The following is a 23941-nucleotide window of genomic DNA, read 5'->3' as shown; positions in this document are numbered from 1 at the left end:
ACTTTTACACTTTCTACGTTTACTATAAAGAAAAGAAGGAGGTATTTGCGCAATGAAGACCGTTAAGATTTCACTTAATTCAATCGACAAGGTAAAATCCTTCGTAAACGACATCACAAAGTTTGATTATGACTTCGATCTCGTTTCGGGAAGATATGTTATCGATGCTAAGTCTATTATGGGTATTTTTTCACTCGACCTTTCTAAGCCGATCGACCTTAATATCCACGCTGAGGACGGTGCAGACGAAGTTCTCGATATCTTAAAACCTTATTTGATCTGATAAAATACATCAGATCCCCAAAAAAGATTATTCAGGTCATCCCTTATGGGATGACCTTTTTTTGCGCAGAGCACTTACTTCTCAATCACAATAACTTCATCTGTCTCAAGAGCAGTCTTCACGAGTTCATCAATCTTTTCACTGAGATTCTCTTCATGTTTTCTGATAATATCAGCCCTTGGCTTTGTAACGGGATGCTTAGCAACAAAGATCGTGCAGCAATCCTCGTAGGGAAGAATAGATGTCTCATAAGCGTCAATCTTGTATGAGATATCCACAATATCCTGCTTATCAAAAGCAATAAGAGGTCTGTAAACAGGAATATCGGTAACAACTTCTCCCGTGCACATAAGACTCTGCATAGTCTGTGAAGCAACCTGTCCTATACTCTCACCTGTTACAAGTCCCATGCATCCTGAGTTCTGAGCAAGTGTATCGGCGATTCTCATCATATATCTTCTCATGATAATAGTAAGTTCATCATGAGGACACTGCTTGTAAATATACATCTGTATATCTGTAAAGTTGATGACATGAAGCTTTACTCTGCCTGTGTACTTTGCGATAACGCCTGCAAGATCGATAACTTTCTGCTTAGCCTTCTCACTTGTATAAGGAGGAGCGTTGAAATAAACAGCCTCAATATCAACACCTCTTTTTGCGATCATATATCCTGCTACAGGTGAGTCAATTCCTCCCGACAAAAGAAGCATTGCCTTTCCTGCGGTTCCAATCGGCATTCCTCCTGGTCCCGGGATAACTTCAGAAAAAATGTTGAGCTTCTCTCTGAGCTCTACATTTATAAGAATATCGGGATTATGCACGTCAACCTTCATCTCGCTGTACGCATCAAGGATCCTTGCACCGAGTTCTGCGGCAAGTTCCATAGAGTCCATGGGATAACTCTTATCAACTCTTCTTACTTTAACTTTAAATGTCTTGTTTTTTACAGGATAAACTCCGTCGACAAAATCTATTACAGCCTTCGCAACTCCGTCAACATCGGGAAGATTGTTCTCGCCGTCTCTTTCAATCGAAACCGCTGGACAGATTCCCGTAACACCAAATACAGTCTTAAGCTGTCCGACTGTCTCATCAAAATCAAAGTCCTTGGCCTCAATGTACATTCTTCCCGCAACTCTTGAAACCTCAAACTCACCGTCACACTTCGAAAGAACTCTCTTAATCTGCTTAACGAGAGCTTCCTCAAAGATATATCTGTTTTTTCCCTTAACGCCAATCTCGGCGTATTTAATTACAAAAGCATGATACTGCATATCTTTTCCTCTTTCTTAGGACATCAATGTCTATAAAACATTCGCATATTCTCAACCTGCGAGCAAAGTGTATCAAGAAAGAAATCAATTTCCTCCTTGGTTGTCATAAGAGACATGCTTATTCTTATCGTAGATTCAAGAAGTTCTCGTTCTACTCCGACCGCAACAAGTGTATCTGACACATGCGGATTATTTGACGAGCATGCGCTTCCCGCAGATACATATATTTTCTTACTGCTAAGCATGTTTAGAACCGTCTCAGCCGCAAGGCCTTTTATTGAAAGGCTCACAATGTGCGGCGCTCCATCTTCACAGGAAGGTCCGTTTATCTTTATATCCGTGATTCTCTCATTGAGCGAATCTATGAGATACTTCTTAAGTTCATATAACTTCTCGATTCGATTTTTGAAATCATCATGGCACATCTTTGCCGCAAGGGCAAGTCCTGCAATTCCCGGCACATTCTCAGTTCCCGATCTCATGCCCTTTTGCTGACCGCCGCCGTAGCATATAGGCACGATCTTGGTTCCTTTTTTGATGTATAAAAATCCTACGCCCTTTGGTCCGTGTATCTTGTGACCGCTCACAGACATCAAATCTATATTCATTGCTCTGGGACGAATCTGAACCTTTCCATATGCCTGAACCGCATCAACATGAAAAACAATATCTTTGTTTATAGCTTTAATAAGCTCTCCCGCTTCCGCAACCGGTTCAATCGTTCCGATCTCATTATTTACAAACATCATAGACACAAGAATTGTGTCTTCCCTTATTGCAGCTTTAAGATCATCAAGGCTTACCTTTCCTTCGTGATCTACAGGAAGATAAGTTATCTCAAATCCCTCTTTCTGAAGGTACTCCATTGTTACAAGTACCGCAGGATGCTCGATTGATGTTGTGATGATGTGCTTTCCGCGCCATTTATTGGCTCTCGCGGCACCTATTATCGCAAAGTTATCAGACTCTGTTCCGCCTGATGTAAAAACTATCTCATTGCTGTCAACTTTAAGCGTTGCCGCAATAGTTTCCCTCGCCTGAGCAAGTCTCTCTCCCGAAACAAGTCCCATGTGATGGACACTTGAGGGATTTCCGTATTCTTCTTTCATTACCTTGGCTACAAGATCCGCAACTTCATCAAACGCCCTTGTTGTAGCCGAGTTATCCAAATATGCTTCCATTTCTCATCCTTCTAAATGATACATAAGCCATGAAATAATCGTAAAACCTGCTGTCTCTGTCCTAAGAATTCTTTTTCCCAAAGTTATCGGAAGAACGCCGTTTTCTTTTGCAAGCGCCACTTCCTCTTCGGAAAAACCGCCCTCAGGTCCGATAAATACAGCAATGTTTTCACCGGGCTTAATACCCTCGATTATCTTTTTGGTTTCATCTATATGCTCTGCAAGTTCATAGGGTATGAGCTTTACATCGAGTTCTTTTGCATACTCTATTGCCTGCTTCATTGTCATCGGTTCTTTTACAGCGGGAATGACCGCTCTCTTACTCTGCTTGGCTGCCGCTTCCGCGATTGCCTGCCATCTCTTAACTTTTGACTCAGCTTTTTTTGCATCAAGCTTTACTATACACCTTTTTGTAGACATAGGTATAATCTCAAAAGCTCCGAGTTCAACAGCCTTCTGAATGATGAGTTCCATTTTGTCGACCTTAGGAAGCCCCTGGAAAAGATAGATCTTTGACGGAAGTTCATTCCCCACTTCCTCAACAAAGCAAAGCTTTCCCACAACGCTTGTCTTATTTATTTCTTCAATCTCGTAAAAGAGCTCGCGGCCGTCGTTTTCCTCTTTGATACTTACGGAAAACTGCTCACCCACTTTCATCCTAAGGACATTGGCGATGTGATTGTAATCGGATCCGACTATATCCACGCGTTTAAGATCGGGGCTCACCTGCGCGCTTTCAACAAAAAAATGATACATCAGTTTTTCCTCGATGTGATAGAAACCCAGTCTCCCTGATGATGAATCTCAAGTATCTCAAGACCCGCATCAAGATGTGCTTTTTTTACTTCTTCCTCTTTGGTATTGATGATTCCCGATGTAATATATACTCCGCCGCTCTTAAGCTGATTCAATATAACGGGAGTCAGAGGAACAAGTACATTTGCCAGTATATTCGCAACAACGATGTCATACTTATCATAGCCGACTTTATCCTGTATCTCTTTATCATCTATGATATTTCCAATCATCATCTCGAACTTATCGGGACTGATGTTGTTATTCTCCATATTCTCTTTTACCGCGGGAACTGCGCATTTATCAAGATCTGTTCCGACAGCATGCCCGGCACCGAACATAAGAGAAAGAATTGAAAGCACTCCGCTTCCCGTTCCGACATCGAGAAGTTCGGTCTCGGGAGTCACGTATTTCCTCAACATTCTGATACAAAGCTGGGTCGTCTCGTGCATTCCTGTTCCGAAAGCTGTTCCGGGATCGATATGAAGAACCATCTCCGCCTTCTCTTTGTCCTCATCCGTTTCTTTCTCCCATGAAGGAATAATGAGAACATCGTCTATATAAAACTTATGAAAGTACTGTTTCCAATTGTTGATCCAGTCAATGTCTTCCGTAACATCAACCGATATTGTTCCGTCACCGATATCTGTAAAAGCTCTGAGTTCAGCAAGCTTTTCCTTTATCTTTTCAAGCATCTCTTCGGGAGTTTTCTTAACCTTTACGTACTCGCCGTTATCATCGGGATACTCAACCGTAAGCATGTCATTATCATCGATTTCCAAAAAGAAATTGAGATAAGCGATTCCCTCTTCTATACCTGTTTCTTTTTCATCAGGCTCAAGTTCCGGCGCGTCAATAAACATCTGCTCTTTATCAGATGCAGTCAAAGGAGCGTTATCCTCTATCTGCGCGCCTTCAAGACCAATGTCTTCAAGGTAACTGATTATGATATCTTCTGCCTCTTCGTTTGTACGAACTCTAAAACGCATCCATTTCATATTTTTTCACCTATATATAATTGTAAATATTTTGTGATATACGAATTGCTTCATGGCATACGCCATTCTCGCAATTCTACAGAAATTCGGAAAACGCTAATTTACTTCGTAAATTGCTATTTCCTCATTTCTGTTCGGGTCATAAAGTCGAAATGCTACTCATGCAAGCATGCACGCATTTCCGACTTATGACTCCTATATCACAAAAACTTCCGTAGCTATTTCTAACTACGGAAGTATACCATACTTTAAAACATAAGGAAAATTTATTTCCAGAATGATTTCTTCTTCTTACCACCGGGGCCGTCATTTCCGGGATCCTTGTCCTTGGAATCCATCATGCGCTCGGCCGCTGTAAGAGAATCACCTGTGAGCTCATCAAATTTCTTAAGAATGTCTTTCGCTTCTTTCGAGATTTTCTCGGGGACCTGAACAACAAGTGTTACATAGTGATCACCGCGAATTGTCTTATCTCTGAGTGAAGGAACACCTTTTCCGCGAAGTCTGACTCTTGTATCTGTCTGAGTTCCTGCCTTAACGTCATACGCAACCTTACCGTCAACGGTATCGATAAGAACCGTTCCTCCGAGAGTTGCAACCGCAAATGATACAGGAACCATAGAGTAGATGTCATATCCCTCTCTCTGGAATATAGGATGATCTGAGATGATAACTTCAACAAGAAGATCTCCTCTCGGTCCGCCGTTTACTCCGGGTTCACCCTTATCACGGATTCTTACGCTCTGTCCGTTATCTATACCTGCAGGAATTGTAACCTGAATTTTCTTTCTGCTTGCGATATATCCTGTTCCGTGGCAATCTGTACACTTATCCTTGATAACCTTACCTGTTCCGCCGCACTCAGGACATGTCTGAACATTTCTTACCGTGCCAAAGAAAGACTGCTGGGTATATACGATCTGTCCTTTTCCTCCGCACTTAGGGCATGTTTGCGCTGTAGTTCCGGGCTTAGCACCTGTTCCGTGACATGTCGGGCAGGGATCTTTTATTGTAAGTTCAAGCTCTTTCTCGCAGCCAAATACAGCCTCAAGGAAAGTGATCCTTACACTGGCACGCAGATTGGCGCCCTTGGAAGGGCCGCTTCTTGCGCCACCACGTGACCTTCCGCCCCCGAAGAAATCGCCGAATATGTCTCCGAAAATATCTCCAAAGTCAGCACCGTTAAAATCAAATCCTCCGAATCCGCCGGATCCCCCTTCGAATGCAGCATGACCGAACTGATCGTACTGTCTCTTTTTCTCAGGATCACTAAGTACAGCATACGCTTCCGAAGCTTCTTTGAACTTCTCTGCCGCAGCTGAGTCTCCGGGATTCATATCAGGATGATATTTTTTAGCAAGTACACGATATGCTTTTTTAATCTCATCATCCGAGGCACTCTTACTTACTCCGAGAACCTCATAGTAGTCACGCTTTTGCTCTGCCATAACACTCCTCAAATATCATCAAATTTTCTCTCTGTTTCGAAATGCTCCGAATAGCCAGGCGAATATTCGTCTGGCTATCAGAAACTTTATCATAAACCTTATTATACTTCTCTGTAGTCGCCATCAACAACGTTGTCGTTGTTATCAGCTGCATTTGAAGCTCCGCTCATGTCAGGACCTGCGCCTGCTGCACCCATATCAGGGCCTGCACCTGCTGCCTGAGCACCTTCATACATCTTAGCAAAGAGTGCCTGAGCATCAGTCATAAGCTTCTCTTTCTGGCTCTTAAGAGCATCGATCTCGCTGTCTGAAAGTTCTTTATCCTTTGTGCTCTCAAGTGTTTCCTTAAGAGTCTTGATGTCATCTTCAACTACCTGCTTCTGAGATGCATCTATCTTGTCGCCAACTTCCTGAAGAGCTTTCTCAGTCTGGAATACAAATGAATCAGCATCGTTACGCGCATCAATTCCTTCTTTACGCTTCTTATCCTGTGCTTCATATTCCTGAGCCTCCTTAACAGCCTTATCGATGTCCTCATCAGACATGTTTGATCCTGCTGTAATTGTGATGTGCTGCTCTTTTCCTGTTCCAAGATCCTTAGCAGATACGTTAACGATACCGTTTGCATCGATATCGAATGTTACCTCGATCTGAGGAACTCCTCTCATTGCCGGAGGGATTCCGTCAAGTCTGAACTGTCCAAGTGACTTATTGTCCTTAGCGAACTGTCTCTCACCCTGAAGAACGTTGATGTCAACGGCTGTCTGGTTGTCAGCTGCTGTTGAGAATACCTGGCTCTTCTTTGTAGGAATAGTTGTGTTACGCTCGATAAGTCTTGTAGCAACACCACCCATTGTCTCGATTGAAAGTGAAAGAGGTGTTACGTCAAGAAGAAGGATATCGCCTGCGCCTGCATCTCCTGCGAGCTTACCACCCTGGATAGAAGCACCGATAGCTACGCACTCATCAGGGTTAAGGTTCTTTGAAGGCTCCTGGCCTGTAAGCTGCTTAACTTTCTCAACTACGCAAGGAACACGAGTTGATCCACCTACAAGGAGAACTTTTCCGATATCTGAATTTGTAAGACCTGCATCTTTCATAGCGTTCTGAACAGGGATTGCTGTTCTCTCAACAAGGTCGTGGATAAGCTCTTCAAATTTAGCTCTTGTAAGATCTACATCGAAGTGCTTAGGGCCATCAGCGCCTGCTGAAATGAAAGGAAGGTTGATATTTGTTGTTGTTGACGAAGAAAGCTCTTTCTTTGCCTTCTCTGCAGCTTCTTTAAGTCTCTGCATAGCCATCTTATCGCCTGAAAGGTCAACACCCTCTTTGCTCTTGAAGTCCTGAACCATCCAGTTGATGATAGCCTGGTCGAAGTCATCACCACCAAGGTGTGTATCACCGTTTGTAGAAAGAACTTCGATGACACCGTCACCGATCTCGATGATTGATACGTCGAATGTACCACCACCAAGGTCATAAACCATAATCTTCTGCTCTTTCTCGTTATCAAGTCCGTATGCAAGTGCAGCTGCTGTAGGCTCGTTGATGATTCTCTTAACCTCAAGACCTGCGATCTTACCTGCGTCCTTTGTAGCCTGACGCTGTGCGTCATTGAAATATGCGGGAACTGTGATTACAGCTTCTGAAACTTTTTCGCCGAGGTACTGCTCTGCATCAGCTTTGAGCTTCTGAAGGATCATAGCTGAAATCTGCTGAGGAGAGTACTTTTTTCCATCAATGGTACGACCGTTGTCTGTACCCATATCTCTCTTGATTGAAGAGATTGTATTGTCTGCATTTGTAACTGCCTGACGCTTAGCGGGTTCACCAACTATTCTCTCGCCATTCTTTGTGAAAGCAACGATTGAAGGTGTTGTTCTGGCTCCCTCTGCATTAGCGATAACAGTAGGCTTTCCGCCTTCCATAACTGCTACGCAGCTATTTGTTGTACCTAAGTCGATACCGATAATTTTACTCATTTCTACTTTTCCTCCGTTATAAAAATTGAATTATTTACGTATTGATATACAGTGATATTGATTTGTCTTTTTCTATACCACTCACTGGGTAACACCAACCATGCTGTGTCTGAGCACGGTGTCGTGGAACATATATCCCTTTTGAAGTTCCTGTGCAACAATTCCGGATTCATATTCCTCGCTTTCCACCTGCATAACCGCGTTGTGGAAGTTGGGATCGAATTCTTTTCCCACAGCTTCAATCGGGGTTACTCCAAGATCTTCCATCTGCTTCATAAGCTGTTTGTAGATCTTGTTCATACCGTCTGCAAAGGCTCCGTCTTTCTCATCTTCGGGAACTGCCTGAAGTCCTCGCTCAAAATTGTCAATTACAGGAAGAAGTTTCTCAAGGATGCTTCCCTGTCCCTGCTCAAACATCTGAGCTTTCTCTTTGTCGGTTCTCTTTCTGAAGTTATCAAACTCTGCGACCTGTCTGATAAGTCTGTCATTGAGTTCATCTATCTTTTCCTTAAGAGGATCCTTTTTCTCTTTTTTGTTGAAAAGACCTTTTTTCTTATCGTCAGTCTCTTCTTCGGAAGTCTCTTCGTTATTCTCCTCGGAAGCTTCTTTATCCTCGGCCTCGGCTTCCTCTTTGGCAGCTTCTTCCTTCTTCTCTTTAGCTTCCTCTTCAAGCTCTTCAATGATTTCTTCGAGAACTTCCTTCTCCTGCTCGTTCACTTCCTTTGTAGGTTTATCGTGAACTTTTTTCTTATCTGTACTGCTCAATTTAACTTTGCCTCCTCATCTAGCTCTTTTTCCTATAAAGTTCATCAAGAGCGTATCTCATATTCTTAAGTGTCGAAATAACTTTGTCGTAGTCCATTCGCTTAGGGCCGATTATTCCGACGGTACCTTTCATTCCGTCACCAAGTTCGTATGTTGCGGTAACAACGCTACAATCCTTCATCGCCTGAACCGGAGTTTCGTTTCCGATATAGACCTGAATGCCTGTCTCTTCTTCATCAGCAGAGAGCGTGTTCTCAACGATACTGTTAAGATCTTTGGCATCCTCAAACGTGCTTATCAGCTCACTCGCTTTGGCACTGTCCGTAAGTTCCGGATACTTGAAGATGTTCATCGTTCCGCTTGTATATATCTGAAGATCGTCATCCGCCGTGATTGACTCTGCCGCAGCATCAATGACGTTTCCTATGATCTCACTGTGTATTCCGGCTTCCTGCTTAACCGCCGCTATAAGTCCGAGGTTGATGTCTTCAACCGCAAGTCCGTCCAGTCTGGTATTAAGCAAAATGTTGAGTTTCAACATCGTGGCGTCATCAAGCATTTCCTCGACGTTTATAATCTTGTTCTTGATGACATTGCCCTCTATTACTATGGTTGCAAGAAGATGTTCTTCATCAACCTTGGATATCTGTATGAATTTAAGTTTGTTCTTCCTGATCTGAGGCGCCGAAATCATTGTCGCATAGTTGGTATCAACAGCCAGTGTCTTGGCAACCTTCTTAAGAAGTGTCTCAAGCTTCTCTTCTTTATCGAGAAGCATCTCTTTCATGTTCTCTACTTCCTGCTCTTTGTCTCGAAGCATCTCATCTACATAGACACGGTAGCCCTGATCGGAAGGAATACGTCCCGCAGAAGTGTGAGGCTGAATGATAAGTCCCATCTCCTCGAGATCTGCCATCTCATTCCTTATAGTAGCGGAACTCAGATTAAGATCCGTGTACTTGGAAATCGTACGGCTTCCCACAGGTTCGCCTGTCTCAAGATAATTTCTGACTATCGCATGAAGTATTTTTCTTTTTCTCTCGTCTAATTCCAAAGTGTCCACCTTCCTATGTATTCACCGGTTAAATTCATTGGACGGTAACTGTTTTCTCATGTGTTAGCACTCACTTGACTTGAGTGCTAACATCTTCTGTATCATAAATTATCACTCCGGACCATTAATGTCAACATACCTTTTCTAAAAAGTATATAAAGTGGTGGCTTACATGACGCCGGGACTTGAAGGCATATGTTCAAAAATGCTTGTGTTCGGCTGCGCAGTGATTTTCATAATTTTCCAAGAAACGGGAATGCCTCCTTTCGACGTTGCTCAGAGAAGTCGGCATTCCCGTTTCTTGGAAAATTCGAAAATCATCTTGCTCGTCCGAGATCTGCACATTTTCGAACATATGCCTTCAAGTCCCGGCTGGTTATGGAAAACCACTACTAAATAAAGTGCTTCTTTATAGTATATGATATCTTAGATGAAACTACAGAAATCCGCACTTGCTGCAGATTTCGTGAGAAAGTGATTCAAGAGTCAACCAAGCCCCATCGCCGAAGTCGATTTTAATTGGCTTGGTTGATGCATTCTTGAACTTCATGTTCAAGAATGTATAGATTCCTGAAGTACATAATTTGAAATAATGATTAGACCATGGTTTCCAGAAGGTTGGGAATTACTTGGATTTTCTTTTTTATAAGAAAATCACTTAGTACAAAAAGGGTTATCATGTAGGTTATGGCAAGGTGGCTAAGTCCCCTGTAAAAAAGAGCGTGTTCGAAGCCATACCATGGGTTGAGCCAGGATATTCCAAGTGGATTAAGTACACTGGCTAGAATGGTTGCTATAACAGATATCAGCATTGAACAGAGACGGCTTTTGAACAATATGATAAAAAGTCCGACTATATTTATCAGTGTAAATATAGTCAACAACGAGAGAGCGAGCCACTTCCACTCTTTTAACAGAGTAAGCAAAGGATTTCCGCCTTTTAGGGCAACAAATATCATGGTTATCGCAGTTGCCAATATGAAATAAAAAAGATTTATAAGTCTGACAGTCAAAAGTTTCATCGTATAGATCTTTTTTATTGAAATATTAGTGAAATAAGAATTTGCGATTCCACAATTTGTCTCTTCTATAGAGAAGCTCTCCGAAACCACAACTGATATAAATATAGGGAAAATAAGGGTCGAAAAAAGATCCATCGCAGTAACATGTATGATATCGCATGTTATTTCTTTTACCATGAGCCCCAAATATCCCTGAAACAAAACAGACAGGATTGTCAGAACAACTCCGATTACGAGTATCCCGGAACCTTTAATTTTTCTTAGTTCAAATCTTAAATAATCCATGTTCCCTCCTATGAGTAGAACTTTTTCCCACTTATATATACAAAAGTAGCGCCGATTGCAACATTCAGTAATGAGGATGTAGCAAGGAACTTTGCATTATATACATTTCCGGATTCAAATGCGTACGTTCCGGCAACCGTTCCGATGTAATTTGCAATATGCACGATTTTTCTGATCGATCCGAGGATGTAGATAAGCAGAAGTCCTGATACAACGGCTATGGGGAAATTTTTGACATATAGTTGAATACAGTATTGAAGTATATAACAGAATGCATTTATGAAAAAAACTATGATCAGAACACTTCCAAGCATTCTGAAATCTATATCTGCGCGAATTAAGAGCTTTGAAATCGGAATGTATAAAACAATAGAAAAAAGTATGTAGATGCTCTGATACAGCATAAATACGATGAATTTGGCCACAACAAGTTTCTTGCCGTCAAACAGTTTTGTCATCAGAAGATCCCAGGTATCATTTATATATTCTTTTGTCAAAATCATGTATCCGACAAACATCGCGCAAAAGAGCCCAACAAGCGTATTTATACCGATGAAAAAATATAGATTCACTCCGTTTTTTCCGTATAATGCAAGTACATCCTCGTTAGTCACATCAAACTTGCATAAGACCGCTACAATCAAGTTACATAACACCGCAAAGCCGGTTATCACATATGGTACGCACTTGTCAGCCTGTATCTTTTTTATTTCTTCTCTTATAAGACACTGCATATGCCACCTCTTCCTTTTCCGGTAATCGTCAGATATATGTTTTCAAGGCTGTTGTTTGGCGACACCTCATATACTTCAACATTTGCATCAATAAGAAGTTTTAACAATGCAGGTATTTTTTCTTTTGCCATCTCCATAAAGAATGCATCATTTTTTCTTACATATGTCAGTCCAATCTTGCCAAAAAGCTCCGCTGCTTTTTCAGAATCATTTGTCCTTATACAATATTCCAGTCCTTCAGTTTCATAAAGTTCATCAACGCTTCCTTCAAATATCTTTTTACCTCTGTCGATGATACAAATTCTGTCTGAAAGCTTCTCGATTTCCGCAATGTTATGACTGGAAACAAAAACCGTACATCCGATTTGATGAGCCAACTTTCCCAGCATCTCTCTAATCTCAAATATTCCTTTGGGGTCGAGCCCGTTAGTCGGCTCATCAAGAATAAGTACCTTGGGATTATTCAGAAAGGCAATGGCAAGCCCAAGTCTTTGCTTCATTCCAAAAGAAAACTTAGAAACTTTTTTGTCACCAACAGCGTCAAGCCCAACAAGCTTAAGAACTCTGTCTGCTTCTTCAACAGTTTTCCCAAGTATTCGTTGAAGATATGCAAGATTTTCTCTTGCCGTCAGCTTGGGATAATAATTGGGTTTACTGATAAACACGCCTACATCCTGCATTATACTGCTATCCAGATGTTTCATTTCTTTTCCGTTGTATCTGACGACGCCTGAATCAGGCTTTAAAAGTCCAACCATCATCTTCATGGTCGTTGTTTTACCGGCACCGTTTGCACCTATGAAACCATATATATCTTACCTTCCGGAATCTTAAGAGACAAATTATTTACCGCAATTTGATCTCCAAATCTTTTAGTCAAGTTCTCTATAGTGATTTCCATATTTTTCCTTTTTATTCACTGTCATCCGATGCCGTGTCGGGATCATACTCAAGTATGTCTCCCGGCTGGCAGTTTAAAGTTTCACATATAGCTTCCAGTGTTGAAAACCTGATAGCGCTGATCTTTCCTGTTTTTATCTTAGATAAATTTACATTGGATACTCCGACTTTTGCCGACAGTTCGTTCAGAGACATTTTTCTGTCAGCCATTACGCGGTCCAATCTAAGTATGATTTTACCCATATCAATTACCTCACATTTCCGGAATTATAAAGTTTCATCGGATTCTTTCTGAAGAACATAACCGTAATCAAGGATGCAATATATGCTCCAGAATACAACTCCTGCAAGAGCTGCAGCTCCGAGACCTACTGCAAAGAATGTGTAAACAGTAATTATGATAAATGCTGTCTTGAGTCTCTTCATAACATCTCCGCTAAAAGGTGAATCACTATTTTCAATGAGCTTAAATACTTTCATTATTATGATGAAGATTCCGGCAAGGATAGCAATTGTAACAGCTGTAGAAAAGAAAGTTACCGCAAATGCTTCCGCAGCCATACCCTTATACATAAGAATTCCCACAACGTTAAACATTCCTAAGATGCCATGTTTTCCCATATCTTCAACCTGCTCAAGACTAAAGAGTTCAGTTCCGTTCTCACTGAATACATGTGCTACTACTTTTCCGCTCACTTCTTCAGTTTTTATACTACTATTGATATTGCTCTTACAGGCAAGCATCACTATACCGCCAACAAGCATCACTACAGCAATCACAGCCATAAGAATTCCAAGTACTTTTGCAACTTTTCCGGTTGTACTGCAGCTCTTCTTTACATTAGCAAGTTTAATTTCCTGTTCTCTCATTTTTATTCTCCCATCTGCGAATCCCTATGTTCGCGCTCAATTATTATTTGTTGTCTTATTTCGGCGCATGGCCGTTTTTCATTCTTGTTGTTTGTTCTTATTTATTTTCTTATTTCGTTTGTGAAAGCAACTTTTTTCTTTAACCTCTTTTGGCAACTTCATGTGCGTTCACGTTTGTATCTAACTTCAAATTATCTTGATTGCATTTTCTCGAGAATTTATGAACTTTTCATCACCGCGTCCGGTTATTTCCTGTTCATGAGTATAATATAGCATCCTGTTTTATACCTGTCAATAACTTTTTAATGATAAACATTAAATATTTATCTTGTTTGTTTTATTTTTTATCGTAAAGAGCAGCAAGAGTGGCAAAAAGGCTATATCTTGCAATTCAATTACAAAGCTTGTTATATCTTTATCTTCGAAGAAAAAGCTTTGTGATACAAATAGGCTCTTTCGCCCCTCCGTTACTCAGATTCTCTTACACACTTTATACCCGTAAAATCCATCTCACATCCATTTGTCTCTACGTGTATAAATTAATTTCCAGATTCTATACCCGTAGAACCACTCCCTTATTCGCTTATTCTTACGTGAACATGTCAATTCTGGATATCTATGCCCGTAATGCCACTCCTAATCCGCTTATTTCTACGTGCACAAATAGCTCTCCGAAATTCTATGACCGTATAGCCTTTCCTACAATCGCTTATCTCTACGTGTACAAGCTCAGTTCTGCCATTCGTCTCGCGTAAAGATCTCCCAGTGCTGCTGTCATCAAATACTTCGACCTTTTTACGAAGAAGAAATTGTCATTCTGCCAGGCGGAGGAATGAGCCGTACCGGGCGGTACGGCGATTGACGGCAACAACGTAGATGACAATTTAGACAAGTAATAAAGTCGGCTTATTTGGTGACATCAGCACTAGGCTATACTCTTAAAAACGAACGCAAGATGAACAGATTGCACATTCAGCAGACGTAAAATAAAAACGTAAAACAAAAGAATAAAAAATATTTTTAAATGAACAAACCATATTGACATAAGGTCATGTTTCGAGTTATAGTCTTCTTCGGTTTTCATCAAACCGATTCTAATATTTCAACGCGGCAATAATTTCATCGTCGCATTTTCCAATTTATAACCAGTGTTTACATGAAAAAAAAGAATAATGGTGGTACTATGCAAGATTTAAAAGAAGATATGAAAGCACAACTAAAGGAACTTGACGAGCTCATCTCAAAATCCAACAAAAACCTACTTAAACTGAAGAATATACCCGATCGAGGAATTGTTGTCAGCAAGAGTAACGGTTATGATCAGTATTATTGGGTTGACAGAGTTTCAGGAAAACGAACATATGCAAAAGCCGACGAACTCAATATTCTCAGGAACGTTGCGCAACAAAAATATGAGCATGCTGTTGTAACTAAGCTCAATACTCTAAAAAAAGAACTTGATAAATTTCTAAAAGTATATGATGTTTCCGAAATTGACAAGGTCTATACGCATATGTCAAAGGCCAGACAACTACTCGTATCACCTATTATTGATACAGAAGAAATATTTGTAAAAAAGTGGGAATCTGTTTCCTACGAAAGCTCAGAATTCATGAAGGATTTTGAATTTTACTCAGGTAAGGGTATTAAAGTACGTTCCAAATCTGAACTTATCATAGCCAATACATTAGAACAATGTGGTGTTCCTTATCGCTATGAATATCCTTTATATCTGAAAGGGATAGGAACAGTATACCCGGATTTTACATGCCTTAATATAAATAAGAGAAAAGAGATAGTATGGGAACATTTCGGAATGATGGATAATATTGCTTACTCCAACAAAAATATAGCTAAGATCCAAGCGTACAATCAAAACGGATTCTTCCCAGGCAAAAACATGATTATGACATTTGAAACCTCTCAAAATGCTATAAGCTCAAATATAATCCAAAATATGATTAAAGAATTTTTGCAATAAACCTTTAACTCATACTCGCTTCGATAAGCTCCATCCCCGCATAACAGAGAGCATCAAAGATGTAAGCAAGATTTCGCCGCTAAAGCTAAATTTCCTATGATAAAAAAAAGAAGCAACAACCGGATTACTCCGATCATTGCTCCTCTATTTCTTTTCTCACAGGCTGATGACAGCCGTCATGCACTTCTCATCAGATATCGATGTCACCTGAAATCTTGTCATCAACTACATAGTAAGCCTTATCTTCCTGAGGCTTAACGTAGATGCTGAGCTTCTTAACCTTTGAAGGATCGCCCTTAAGGTCGTACTGATAGTTATCCAAAGATTTCTGAACAAGCTCTTCGTTCGAGATGTGCTTGTATGAATACTGAATCTCGATCATTACATTAGGCTTTGTAGCTGCTTTTCTTGTTGTAGTCTTCTTTGCAGTTGTTTTCTTAGCAGTAGCCTTCTTTGTAGTAGTTTTCTTTGCAGCAGTCTTTGTTGCTGTTGCCTTCTTAGCTGTACTAGCAGCTTTCTTGGTAGTTGTCTTCTTGGCTGTTGCTTTCTTGGTTGTAGTCTTCTTTGCAGTAGCCTTCTTTGCCGGTGCTTTCTTTGTCTCGGCAGTTGTAGTCTTTACTTCCGGTGTTTTAACTTCTGTAATAAAAGTAGGGTTCTTGATAGTTGCAACAGGTTTTACAACTGCTTCCGCCTTCTTAATCTCTGCCATTTTTCGTTATCCTCCTCAAAATCGCAAATGATCCATGAAACTCGTTAAAACAATAAAGTGATTACGAAATAAAGTTTACCACCAATAAACTGCATTGTCAAAGCATCTACAGATAATTGCCCTTTATATCATCCCAATTTATCTAGTGTAGCTTCATATGCCGATATCAAAGTGGCTGAAAAAAGCAATCCCGCGCATATGTCACTGAACCAATGCACACCTGCCAACACTCTTCCAACAACACCTATGAACATTACCGCACAGGCGAAGACTTTAAGAACTGTCACAAGATTTTCGTCATCATAAAATCTTTCTCTCCATGCAGCGATAGCTGTTCCCATGATTGTGCAGATCATAAGCACATGTGTTGACGGGAATGACGCCTCAAGTTCAACTTCGTCGGGTAAAAGAACCGGTCTGTAGTTGAAAGGAACTTTATCAAAAAGCACATACATGATAACAAGTATCACATACAAAAATCCCATTATAAGAATATCTTTATCAATCTCGGCAAGAGTTCTTTTTTCCTTTACAAGCTGAAGAAAACCTGTTGCCGCAAAATATACCGCTGTAAGAATAGCGATCATCAGCATCAGGTCGGTTATCTTATCCCACATAGGATTGTAAGAGATAAGGTCGAGAACCACCTTGTTGATTGCGGAAAAGCCAACACTGGTGCCCTCCGGACCAATAGCCTGCTTGTCAACAAAAGTCACAAGCACCGTATATATAATCGAAATAATAAACAATAATATTGTCTTCCCGTAGCCTCTTTTTTTCATGGCACCTCCTCCATATAGTCAAAACTTATTTCTTATATACTTCGTTTACGAACTTACGAAGTCTCTCCATTGCCCTCTCAACTTTCTCCGTCTCTATGCAATAAGCCATTCTGAAAAAGCCCGGTGCCCCAAAACCGTCTGTGGGTACGAAGATAAGATCGTACTCTTTAGCTTTTTTGCAGAATTCGATAGAGCTCTCTTCAAGCGCCTTAGGCATTATATAGAAAGTTCCGCCGGGTTTTACAACCGTAAATCCAAGCTCAACCAAAGTATCATAGATAATGTTCATGTTTGTCTCATAAACGGAAAGATCTGCCGTCATGTCGCACACCTTTGCAACAGCCTGCTGGATAATTGAAGGAGGACAGTTATGTCCCGTTCCTCTTGAGATCTGTCCGCACATGGGAACGATAAATTCTGCGCCTTCGCACTTAGGATTAACCGCAACGTATCCGATTCTTTCTCCGGGAAGAGAAAGAGATTTGGAGAATGAATAGCAGCTCAAAGTGTGATCGTAGAACTTTGATACATACGGAGCGTCAGCGCCCTTGAACACGATCTCTCTGTATGGTTCATCGGACAAAAGATATACCGTATGTCCGAACTCTTTTGACTTAGCTGTAAGAATCTCGGCAAGTCTTGTAAGTGTCTCTGTCGAATATGCAACACCTGAAGGGTTGTTGGGTGTGTTCACGAGAACTGCCGCAACGTCAGCTGTAAACATCTCTTCAAATTTATCAAAGTTGATCTGGAATGTCTCAGTGTCTGCGGGAACAACCTCAAGCTCAACTCCCGCACCTGTTATGTACGGATTGTACTCAGGGAAAAATGGTGCAAATGCAAGCGCCTTGTCTCCGGGCTTTGTGATTGCTCTGATTGCATGTGAGATTGCACCTGCTGCCCCTGTTGTAGGGAAGATGTGCTCAGGTCCGTAGTTCATTCCAAATCTTTTATTCAAAGACTGTGCAATCTTTTCTTTATACAAAGGATTACCGAGACTTGGAGTATATCCGTGAAGTGTCATGGTATCTTCCGTCTGAAGAAGCCTAATCATCTCATCTGTAAATTCCTGAGGAACCGCAACCGAAGGATTTCCCAAGCTGAAATCAAAAACGTTCTCGTATCCGATTTCTTTTCCCCTCGCGGTAGCGTACTCCGAAAGCTCTCTAATTACTGACTTTGCGCCAAGCATTGATTTATATGTCTCGTTAATCATAACCTCGTCTCCTAATATTAGTCTAAATTCCTAAATAAAAACTTTGTATTTCAGTATAACACAAAAAAGGAGCTCCATCATTGGAAACTCCTTTTTATCCGTTTTATTGATGATACGCTAATAGCCAAATAATTCATTCCTAATAGTAAATACAGTGAAACGAGATTTCTTGCAAAAAATATCATGCATAATGAAATAATTATATTAATCAGAAAAGTTATTTTTAGAATCCACTCTGCTTCTCCCATACTCTGAAGCATCGCTCTCAAAAGAACAAAAATGTAATTTATGCCCTGAATAATTATTGATACCATAATAATAACCGAGGTATTCTTTAATCCTCTGTAATCTTCGCCAAAAAAGCCTAATATCGTATATCTATTGGCATAAACAATTAACGCAAATAAAAAATACGCCGCCGCACCTACTTTGAATACTGATTTCGCAACATCTCTTTTATTATAATTATCATCGTTAATAAGTACATTGATAGCTGATGAATAGCCATATGCAGGCATAAGAACGATATTTATCAGTTGCTGAGAAATATTAAAAATCGCCAACGTAATTGCTCCCATACGTCCCACAATCATATTTGTCAAAAACACAAGAACAACACCTTCCAACAGTTCTTGCGCAATTAGCGGAATATTATACTTGATAATATCTCTCATCTTTTTCAGACTGACACAATTAATCCTGCAGATATATCGTCTTTTTAATATAACTATCACTTCGGATAGCAATGTCACAACAAGCGCAATTACTGTACTTATAGCCGCGCCAGTTGTACCAAGTTTAGGAAAACCGTGCTTTCCAAATATCAAAAGATAATCCAATATGATATTAACTATGTTGCCTGCAAGCGATGTAAAAAATATGCAACTTGTCGTCTTTTGAATTTTAAATACCGCATTACAAATAAAGATCTGCATGTTCAGCAAAAAACTGACGCTGTATATTTTTAGATATCCAGCCCCTTCATAAAGAGTTTTATCTTTCAGACCAAATCCAATTTTTAAAATCGAGCTGGAAAACCCTCCAATTATCAGCATAAAAAACATACCAATCAGTAAACTGATCATATAATAATTAGCGAACAATTCCTCACGTACCGACTCTTTGGAATCAAAAAACTGTATCACAAATCCAATTGATAAAACTCCCAGTACACCAACTATACAATTAAGCACCGAAACAACCAAACCAACTCCCGCAAAACTCTCTATGGAAATATGCCCCACAAATATTTGGTCAATCATTCCCATCACCAAACTCGTAACGGAAGTAAACATCAACGGAATACTTATTTTATTGATTTTTGCTATCAAACTTTCTTTTTTCATCATTTATACACCAAGTTCCATATGTATTTCATTCTGACAGTAGTTCAGAAATGAAAAGGTATCCTCTCGTGCATTTTCAAGAGAAATACCATAGTTATCCGATAAATATGCTATTATCTCCGACACTTTTCCTCCATTGGAAATCATGTATAATATTTCTGCACCTATCCTATTTATCTTAAAAAAAGCCAAATCTATCGGATCAAAAGTCGAATAGTATTCGCCTTCTGTTCTTACTATATATACTCTATTAATATGCAACTTAAAACATTCAGGCAAGTTCATCCAAATCCTCCTCAAAGCAAGTTAAATCTGAGCCCATATAAGATCCAGTCAAATTAAATGCCGATGACCGGCATCCACCACCGCACCATTCATTTTTACACTTACTACATTTTCCAGTTATATTTTCAAAACAAGCATTCCTAAACCTGTTAAAAACTTCCGAATCGTCCCATATTGATTTAAATGAATGCTCTTTAAAACTTCCAGCACAAAAATCTGGATTACTAAGCATTAATTCACAACCAAATACTTTACCCTCTGGAGTTACACATGCCGCTTTTATTCCAGCCATGCATGATAGTTCTCTTTTTTCTGTTTGCATAGTAATATCTTGATTCCAAAATTGCAACAGATCTAATCTATCATAATATTTTAAGGGATAATAATATAGCCAAAATGTTTCACTTTCATTCGGTGGAACAATCTTGAAATTTATATGAATCTCATCGTTAGCTTTCATTTCACTTAGCTTCAAAAATAACGGATACCATTTTTCTTTTGAAACAACATTCTTATCTGTAGCTCTACCAGTAGGACACACGACCATAACAGTCATATAATCCATGCCTAGCGCTTCATTAAATCTGATTGCGTTTATAAGGTCCTCAACATTTTTCTCATTTAATGTAAACAATGTCGAAACTGGCAGATTATATTTTTGCAATATCTTTATTCCTTCTAGAACTTTATTAAAAGTACCTTTCCCCCTATGATATTCATGTATTTCAGCACAGCTTCCATCTAATGTCACACATATTCTATCAAATGAGTACTTCGTTAACTTGTAAGCTAATTCATCAGTGATTAACGTTCCATTTGTATTAATTACAGTCGCATAGTCATATTTGCATGCTTCTTCTAAAATATCGAAAAAATCCTCTCTAATCAAAGGTTCTCCACCACTTATAGATACTCTTAATACATGTAAATCATCTAGTTCCTTAAACAATCTTCTATAATCATCTAATGACATTTCATTATTTGTTTCAGCATTGGGGCCTGCTGACGCAGAACAATAATCACAATGTAAATTACACTTTTGTGTAATACTTATATCCACTATTGCAGGTGTTTTAAAATATTCTCTCATGTCTTACCTCTTTCTAGAAATTGTACCTACATCTACTAGATGTAGGTACTCCATTAAAAAATTAGTGTTTTCCCCAAAGCATTGAATGCACTGCTTCAGGTGATTCATATGTGTTAACCATAACAATTCCCCTCCTTTTTATTTTTATACATAAAACTTCACCGTTTAATGCAAAGTTTTTGTATCTAACACACATTATGTTATGTACACTGCAAACCTTTATCCAACCGCCCATATCAATATAACGTCTACATTTCCTCGAGAAAATAGGTTCTTAGTGAATGACTGTTATCCTTTATAAACGACATGTTTTTTCTTGTAATAAAAAACTCCGGATGTAATTCCGAAGTCTTCTTGCAATCTATATAACTATATTTACGACATATTTCCCGTCTTTTATTGAATTACTGTATACGCCATTATATTTGTTTATCACCGCTTTTACACTTTTCATTTCCAATCCATGCTTTTGTTTATCATCTTTAGAAGTGGATATAACTCCATCTTCCGAAAGCATTTTTAATACCGTATTATTTTCAACAATAATTCCTAATTTCTCCCCGATATTCTTTATTTTCACATCGATATGCCTACAACCAAACTCAACTTTCTCGCACCCATCTACTGCATTTCTGATAATATTATAAAAAATCGTACACAGGTCAAAATCACTTATTTCTTCTCTAATACAAGAGACTCCATCAAAGCTGAATTCTATATTCTTTTCAGCCATAATTCTTATCTGATCATATATCACTGCATCAACAGCTACATTCCCTGTATAACTTCTTTTCTCATTCACTCCAATTTGATTCTCTATATCTGATAAGAATTTGAGTATTTGTTCATATTTATTCTGTTCTATATATTTTCGTACAACCGCCATATGGGCGCGAGTATCGTGCCTGAATTTTCTTATATCTTCATCCCTTCTTCGTAACTCCTCGAAATATTTTTCCTGTGCCTTGAGCATATAAATATACTTGCTTTCATTCTCTTTCATTGCCATACTTCTCTTCATGACATAGCTCTGCCATACCATAACCATAACAAACAAGAAAAAGAATATAATCATAAAAAGACTTGTCTCCACCAACTCATATCTATCCAAGTTTTTCTCGATATACGAATCTTTCAGCGACGATATTATTATAAAACATCCTAAAAAACTTATTAGAATAAGCCCCCACTGATAAGAAAAAAAAGAATACTCAATCTTTTTTTCAAAATGATATTGACAACAACATGATAAAAAAAGGGGATAATAAGCACCATGCATTTGGGCACAAGAGTGTTTCCAATCGCAGTCCCATACAAAATTTTTCCATTCCCGGTTAACGAAAATATGCCTAATCTTATTGTCTCCGAAAAAGTATCCATTATAATCCAAGATAATACTATAAATAATACGCTCTTCAATCTACTTTTCTTATGAACAAGCGCAATAAGAAATAACGAACATATATTAGGCATAATGTAGAAATATCTATCAAAACCACATACGTTATAATATACCAGACAACAAATAATTGAAGCAAACATCCATACCGGCATCATCACATCCTTCTTTATTCTGATATCAAAAACCAATCGCAAAAACATATAATATTTCAATAGATCCAGTAAACTATATTCTACTAACCATACGTATTCTTTCATGCATTAAGCTCCATAATCAGATATTTCTGATAGTTTCTTCTTAAATCAGCCTTATAACTTCTTCCAATCGGAATCTTCTCATCATTAAGCAGATTTATTTCTGCAGCATTCATATTTTTTACATAGTCTAAATTTACAACATATGACTTATGCACTCTCAGAAACGGCATACCACATAATGTTTCTTCACACTTCTTAAGTGTATGTGAAACAACAATTGTCCCGCGATTTGAATGAATATTGCAATAGCTCGAATCCGCTTCCACATATAGGATATCTGACTTTCTATAATGGAATGTTCCACTGTTATCAGAAAAACATATTAAAGCTTCTGGCATCATTCTAGAATATATCGCACCGAGCTTGGAATGTAATTCATCTGCGTTAATCGGTTTTGTAATAAAACCTACCGGTTTAAAGCCATAAGCATATATTGCAGCTTCCGGATGACTTGTAACAAAAATAATCGTTTTTATATTAGGCATCTTTTCAATCTGAGCCAATGCATCCAGTCCGCTAAGCTTTCCCATTTCGATATCGAGAAACAGCAAATCTATCTCTCGACTACGCTCTTTAACAATCTCTTCACCTGAATAATATGAATAAAAATTAAGACCAACTTCCTTATCACCAAAAAAGTTTTTACAAGAATCTGCAATTTCGTGATGCCATAATTTAACATCATCACAAATAGCGATATTGAATGTACCTATATCCTTCATGTCTTTCTCCTGCCTGCCAATAGTCACATACAAATGGCAATTTACCACATAATAATTTCATTTGCAATATCAAATAGCACAAATAAACAGACGCAAAAGCAACAAAAAGTTGCACAAACCCTCTTTTCATGCAACTTTCCACATATATTATCTTTTACATTTTTATGGATAAATATTCACTTTAATCTTGCGTCTCAGCCTTTCACCATCCTGCGCCTATTCTCAAAATGCTCAGCAACTTCATCATCACTTATCCATCGTTCCTCTTCTCCAGACGCAAAGCCTGCATTAAGTTCACTAATAAGACTAACCTTAGCCGCAGAATCAGAACGGATTATCTCATATTTCAACCCTCCCTTTTTCTCCAGGATCCCCCTAAGTTCAACAAACGTATCCTGAATAGGTGCCACTCTTCCGTTCCCAACATCCTTATCTGCCTCTGAAACGATTTCCAGAAGTTCATGTCTATCCTTCATTCTCTTGTTCGCCTCCTATTGCAAAAAGAACCTATAAGCCGAAATCACTTCTATCTTAAAACCTCTTTTTCCAATGTTTTA

The 23941-nt window shown here is 39.1% G+C and carries 25 protein-coding genes; 2 read left to right on the top strand and 23 right to left on the bottom strand.

Features of this window, described 5'->3' with window-relative positions; all coding sequences use genetic code 11:
* Positions 1-52 precede the first annotated feature (52 nt).
* A complete protein-coding gene (locus CD00_RS0114250) occupies positions 53-283 on the top strand; it encodes an HPr family phosphocarrier protein (protein ID WP_026656571.1) in 231 nt (76 codons plus the stop codon).
* A gap of 74 nt (positions 284-357) precedes the next feature.
* On the opposite strand, the gene thiI is transcribed toward CD00_RS0114250, so the two are convergent.
* The 13 genes from thiI to CD00_RS0114185 all read right to left on the bottom strand — a co-directional run bounded on the left by thiI (position 358) and on the right by CD00_RS0114185 (position 13594).
* Positions 358-1560: a tRNA uracil 4-sulfurtransferase ThiI gene (thiI, locus tag CD00_RS0114245; protein WP_026656570.1), complete on the bottom strand. Its 1203-nt coding sequence runs from the start codon at positions 1558-1560 to the stop codon at positions 358-360.
* A 23-nt stretch (positions 1561-1583) separates the two neighbouring features.
* Complete coding sequence (locus CD00_RS0114240) at positions 1584-2741, bottom strand: cysteine desulfurase family protein (protein WP_026656569.1); 1158 nt, start codon at positions 2739-2741, stop codon at positions 1584-1586.
* Positions 2742-2744: 3 nt separating this feature from the next.
* Positions 2745-3497: an RsmE family RNA methyltransferase gene (locus tag CD00_RS0114235; protein WP_026656568.1), complete on the bottom strand. Its 753-nt coding sequence runs from the start codon at positions 3495-3497 to the stop codon at positions 2745-2747.
* Positions 3497-4534, bottom strand: a complete 1038-nt coding sequence (gene prmA, locus CD00_RS0114230) for a 50S ribosomal protein L11 methyltransferase (RefSeq protein ID WP_026656567.1) — start codon at positions 4532-4534, stop codon at positions 3497-3499. The genes CD00_RS0114235 and prmA overlap by 1 nt, the downstream gene beginning before the upstream one ends.
* A gap of 266 nt (positions 4535-4800) precedes the next feature.
* Positions 4801-5982 carry a molecular chaperone DnaJ gene (dnaJ, locus tag CD00_RS0114225; RefSeq protein WP_026656566.1) on the bottom strand — a complete coding sequence of 394 codons (1182 nt, stop codon included), beginning with the start codon at positions 5980-5982 and terminating at the stop codon, positions 4801-4803.
* A 101-nt stretch (positions 5983-6083) separates the two neighbouring features.
* The gene (gene dnaK, locus CD00_RS0114220) at positions 6084-7964 is read right to left on the bottom strand and encodes a molecular chaperone DnaK (RefSeq protein WP_026514403.1); all 1881 of its coding nucleotides are present in this window, start codon (positions 7962-7964) and stop codon (positions 6084-6086) included.
* 81 nt (positions 7965-8045) lie between these two features.
* Positions 8046-8729 carry a nucleotide exchange factor GrpE gene (gene grpE / locus CD00_RS0114215; protein WP_242827221.1) on the bottom strand — a complete coding sequence of 228 codons (684 nt, stop codon included), beginning with the start codon at positions 8727-8729 and terminating at the stop codon, positions 8046-8048.
* Between the two features lie 19 nt (positions 8730-8748).
* Positions 8749-9783, bottom strand: a complete 1035-nt coding sequence (gene hrcA, locus CD00_RS0114210) for a heat-inducible transcriptional repressor HrcA (RefSeq protein WP_026656564.1) — start codon at positions 9781-9783, stop codon at positions 8749-8751.
* Positions 9784-10379: 596 nt separating this feature from the next.
* Positions 10380-11090: an ABC transporter permease gene (locus tag CD00_RS0114205; protein ID WP_026656562.1), complete on the bottom strand. Its 711-nt coding sequence runs from the start codon at positions 11088-11090 to the stop codon at positions 10380-10382.
* A gap of 8 nt (positions 11091-11098) precedes the next feature.
* Entirely contained in the window at positions 11099-11824 is a 726-nt protein-coding gene (locus tag CD00_RS0114200; RefSeq protein WP_026656561.1) for an ABC transporter permease, read from the bottom strand.
* On the bottom strand, positions 11809-12624 hold the full coding sequence (locus tag CD00_RS18540) for an ABC transporter ATP-binding protein (RefSeq protein ID WP_330370487.1): 816 nt from the start codon (positions 12622-12624) through the stop codon (positions 11809-11811). The genes CD00_RS0114200 and CD00_RS18540 overlap by 16 nt, the downstream gene beginning before the upstream one ends.
* 112 nt (positions 12625-12736) lie before the next feature.
* Complete coding sequence (locus CD00_RS0114190; protein ID WP_026656560.1) at positions 12737-12967, bottom strand: helix-turn-helix domain-containing protein; 231 nt, start codon at positions 12965-12967, stop codon at positions 12737-12739.
* Between the two features lie 24 nt (positions 12968-12991).
* The gene (locus CD00_RS0114185) at positions 12992-13594 is read right to left on the bottom strand and encodes a hypothetical protein (protein ID WP_026656559.1); all 603 of its coding nucleotides are present in this window, start codon (positions 13592-13594) and stop codon (positions 12992-12994) included.
* A gap of 1183 nt (positions 13595-14777) precedes the next feature.
* On the opposite strand from CD00_RS0114185, the gene CD00_RS0114180 reads away from it, so the two are divergent.
* Positions 14778-15575: a hypothetical protein gene (locus CD00_RS0114180; RefSeq protein ID WP_026656558.1), complete on the top strand. Its 798-nt coding sequence runs from the start codon at positions 14778-14780 to the stop codon at positions 15573-15575.
* A gap of 190 nt (positions 15576-15765) precedes the next feature.
* Here CD00_RS0114180 and CD00_RS20250 read toward each other — a convergent pair whose 3' ends face one another.
* The 10 genes from CD00_RS20250 to CD00_RS19520 form a co-directional block, all read right to left on the bottom strand.
* On the bottom strand, positions 15766-16284 hold the full coding sequence (locus CD00_RS20250; protein WP_051199177.1) for a DUF6465 family protein: 519 nt from the start codon (positions 16282-16284) through the stop codon (positions 15766-15768).
* Between the two features lie 128 nt (positions 16285-16412).
* Positions 16413-17066, bottom strand: a complete 654-nt coding sequence (locus tag CD00_RS18525) for a phosphatase PAP2 family protein (protein ID WP_051199178.1) — start codon at positions 17064-17066, stop codon at positions 16413-16415.
* Positions 17067-17091: 25 nt separating this feature from the next.
* On the bottom strand, positions 17092-18282 hold the full coding sequence (locus tag CD00_RS0114165; protein WP_026656557.1) for a pyridoxal phosphate-dependent aminotransferase: 1191 nt from the start codon (positions 18280-18282) through the stop codon (positions 17092-17094).
* 77 nt (positions 18283-18359) lie between these two features.
* Entirely contained in the window at positions 18360-19631 is a 1272-nt protein-coding gene (locus CD00_RS0114160) for an MATE family efflux transporter (protein ID WP_026656556.1), read from the bottom strand.
* Complete coding sequence (locus CD00_RS0114155; RefSeq protein ID WP_026656555.1) at positions 19632-19913, bottom strand: PqqD family protein; 282 nt, start codon at positions 19911-19913, stop codon at positions 19632-19634. It abuts the gene before it with no gap.
* The gene (locus tag CD00_RS0114150; RefSeq protein WP_026656553.1) at positions 19900-21003 is read right to left on the bottom strand and encodes a radical SAM/SPASM domain-containing protein; all 1104 of its coding nucleotides are present in this window, start codon (positions 21001-21003) and stop codon (positions 19900-19902) included. The genes CD00_RS0114155 and CD00_RS0114150 overlap by 14 nt, the downstream gene beginning before the upstream one ends.
* 61 nt (positions 21004-21064) lie before the next feature.
* Positions 21065-21238, bottom strand: coding sequence for a hypothetical protein (locus tag CD00_RS20440; RefSeq protein WP_207640505.1), 174 nt, complete (start codon positions 21236-21238; stop codon positions 21065-21067).
* A 126-nt stretch (positions 21239-21364) separates the two neighbouring features.
* On the bottom strand, positions 21365-22012 hold the full coding sequence (locus tag CD00_RS0114140) for a sensor histidine kinase (RefSeq protein ID WP_185750462.1): 648 nt from the start codon (positions 22010-22012) through the stop codon (positions 21365-21367).
* A gap of 646 nt (positions 22013-22658) precedes the next feature.
* Positions 22659-23384, bottom strand: coding sequence for a LytR/AlgR family response regulator transcription factor (locus CD00_RS0114130; RefSeq protein WP_026656550.1), 726 nt, complete (start codon positions 23382-23384; stop codon positions 22659-22661).
* A gap of 194 nt (positions 23385-23578) precedes the next feature.
* The gene (locus tag CD00_RS19520; RefSeq protein ID WP_051594222.1) at positions 23579-23860 is read right to left on the bottom strand and encodes a hypothetical protein; all 282 of its coding nucleotides are present in this window, start codon (positions 23858-23860) and stop codon (positions 23579-23581) included.
* Positions 23861-23941: the final 81 nt, after the last annotated feature.

Source organism: Butyrivibrio sp. AE3003 (assembly GCF_000686065.1).
Taxonomy (GTDB): domain Bacteria; phylum Bacillota; class Clostridia; order Lachnospirales; family Lachnospiraceae; genus Butyrivibrio; species Butyrivibrio hungatei_A.
Note: the sequence above shows the minus strand (reverse complement) of the source record. Positions and strands in the feature narration are given on the sequence as shown.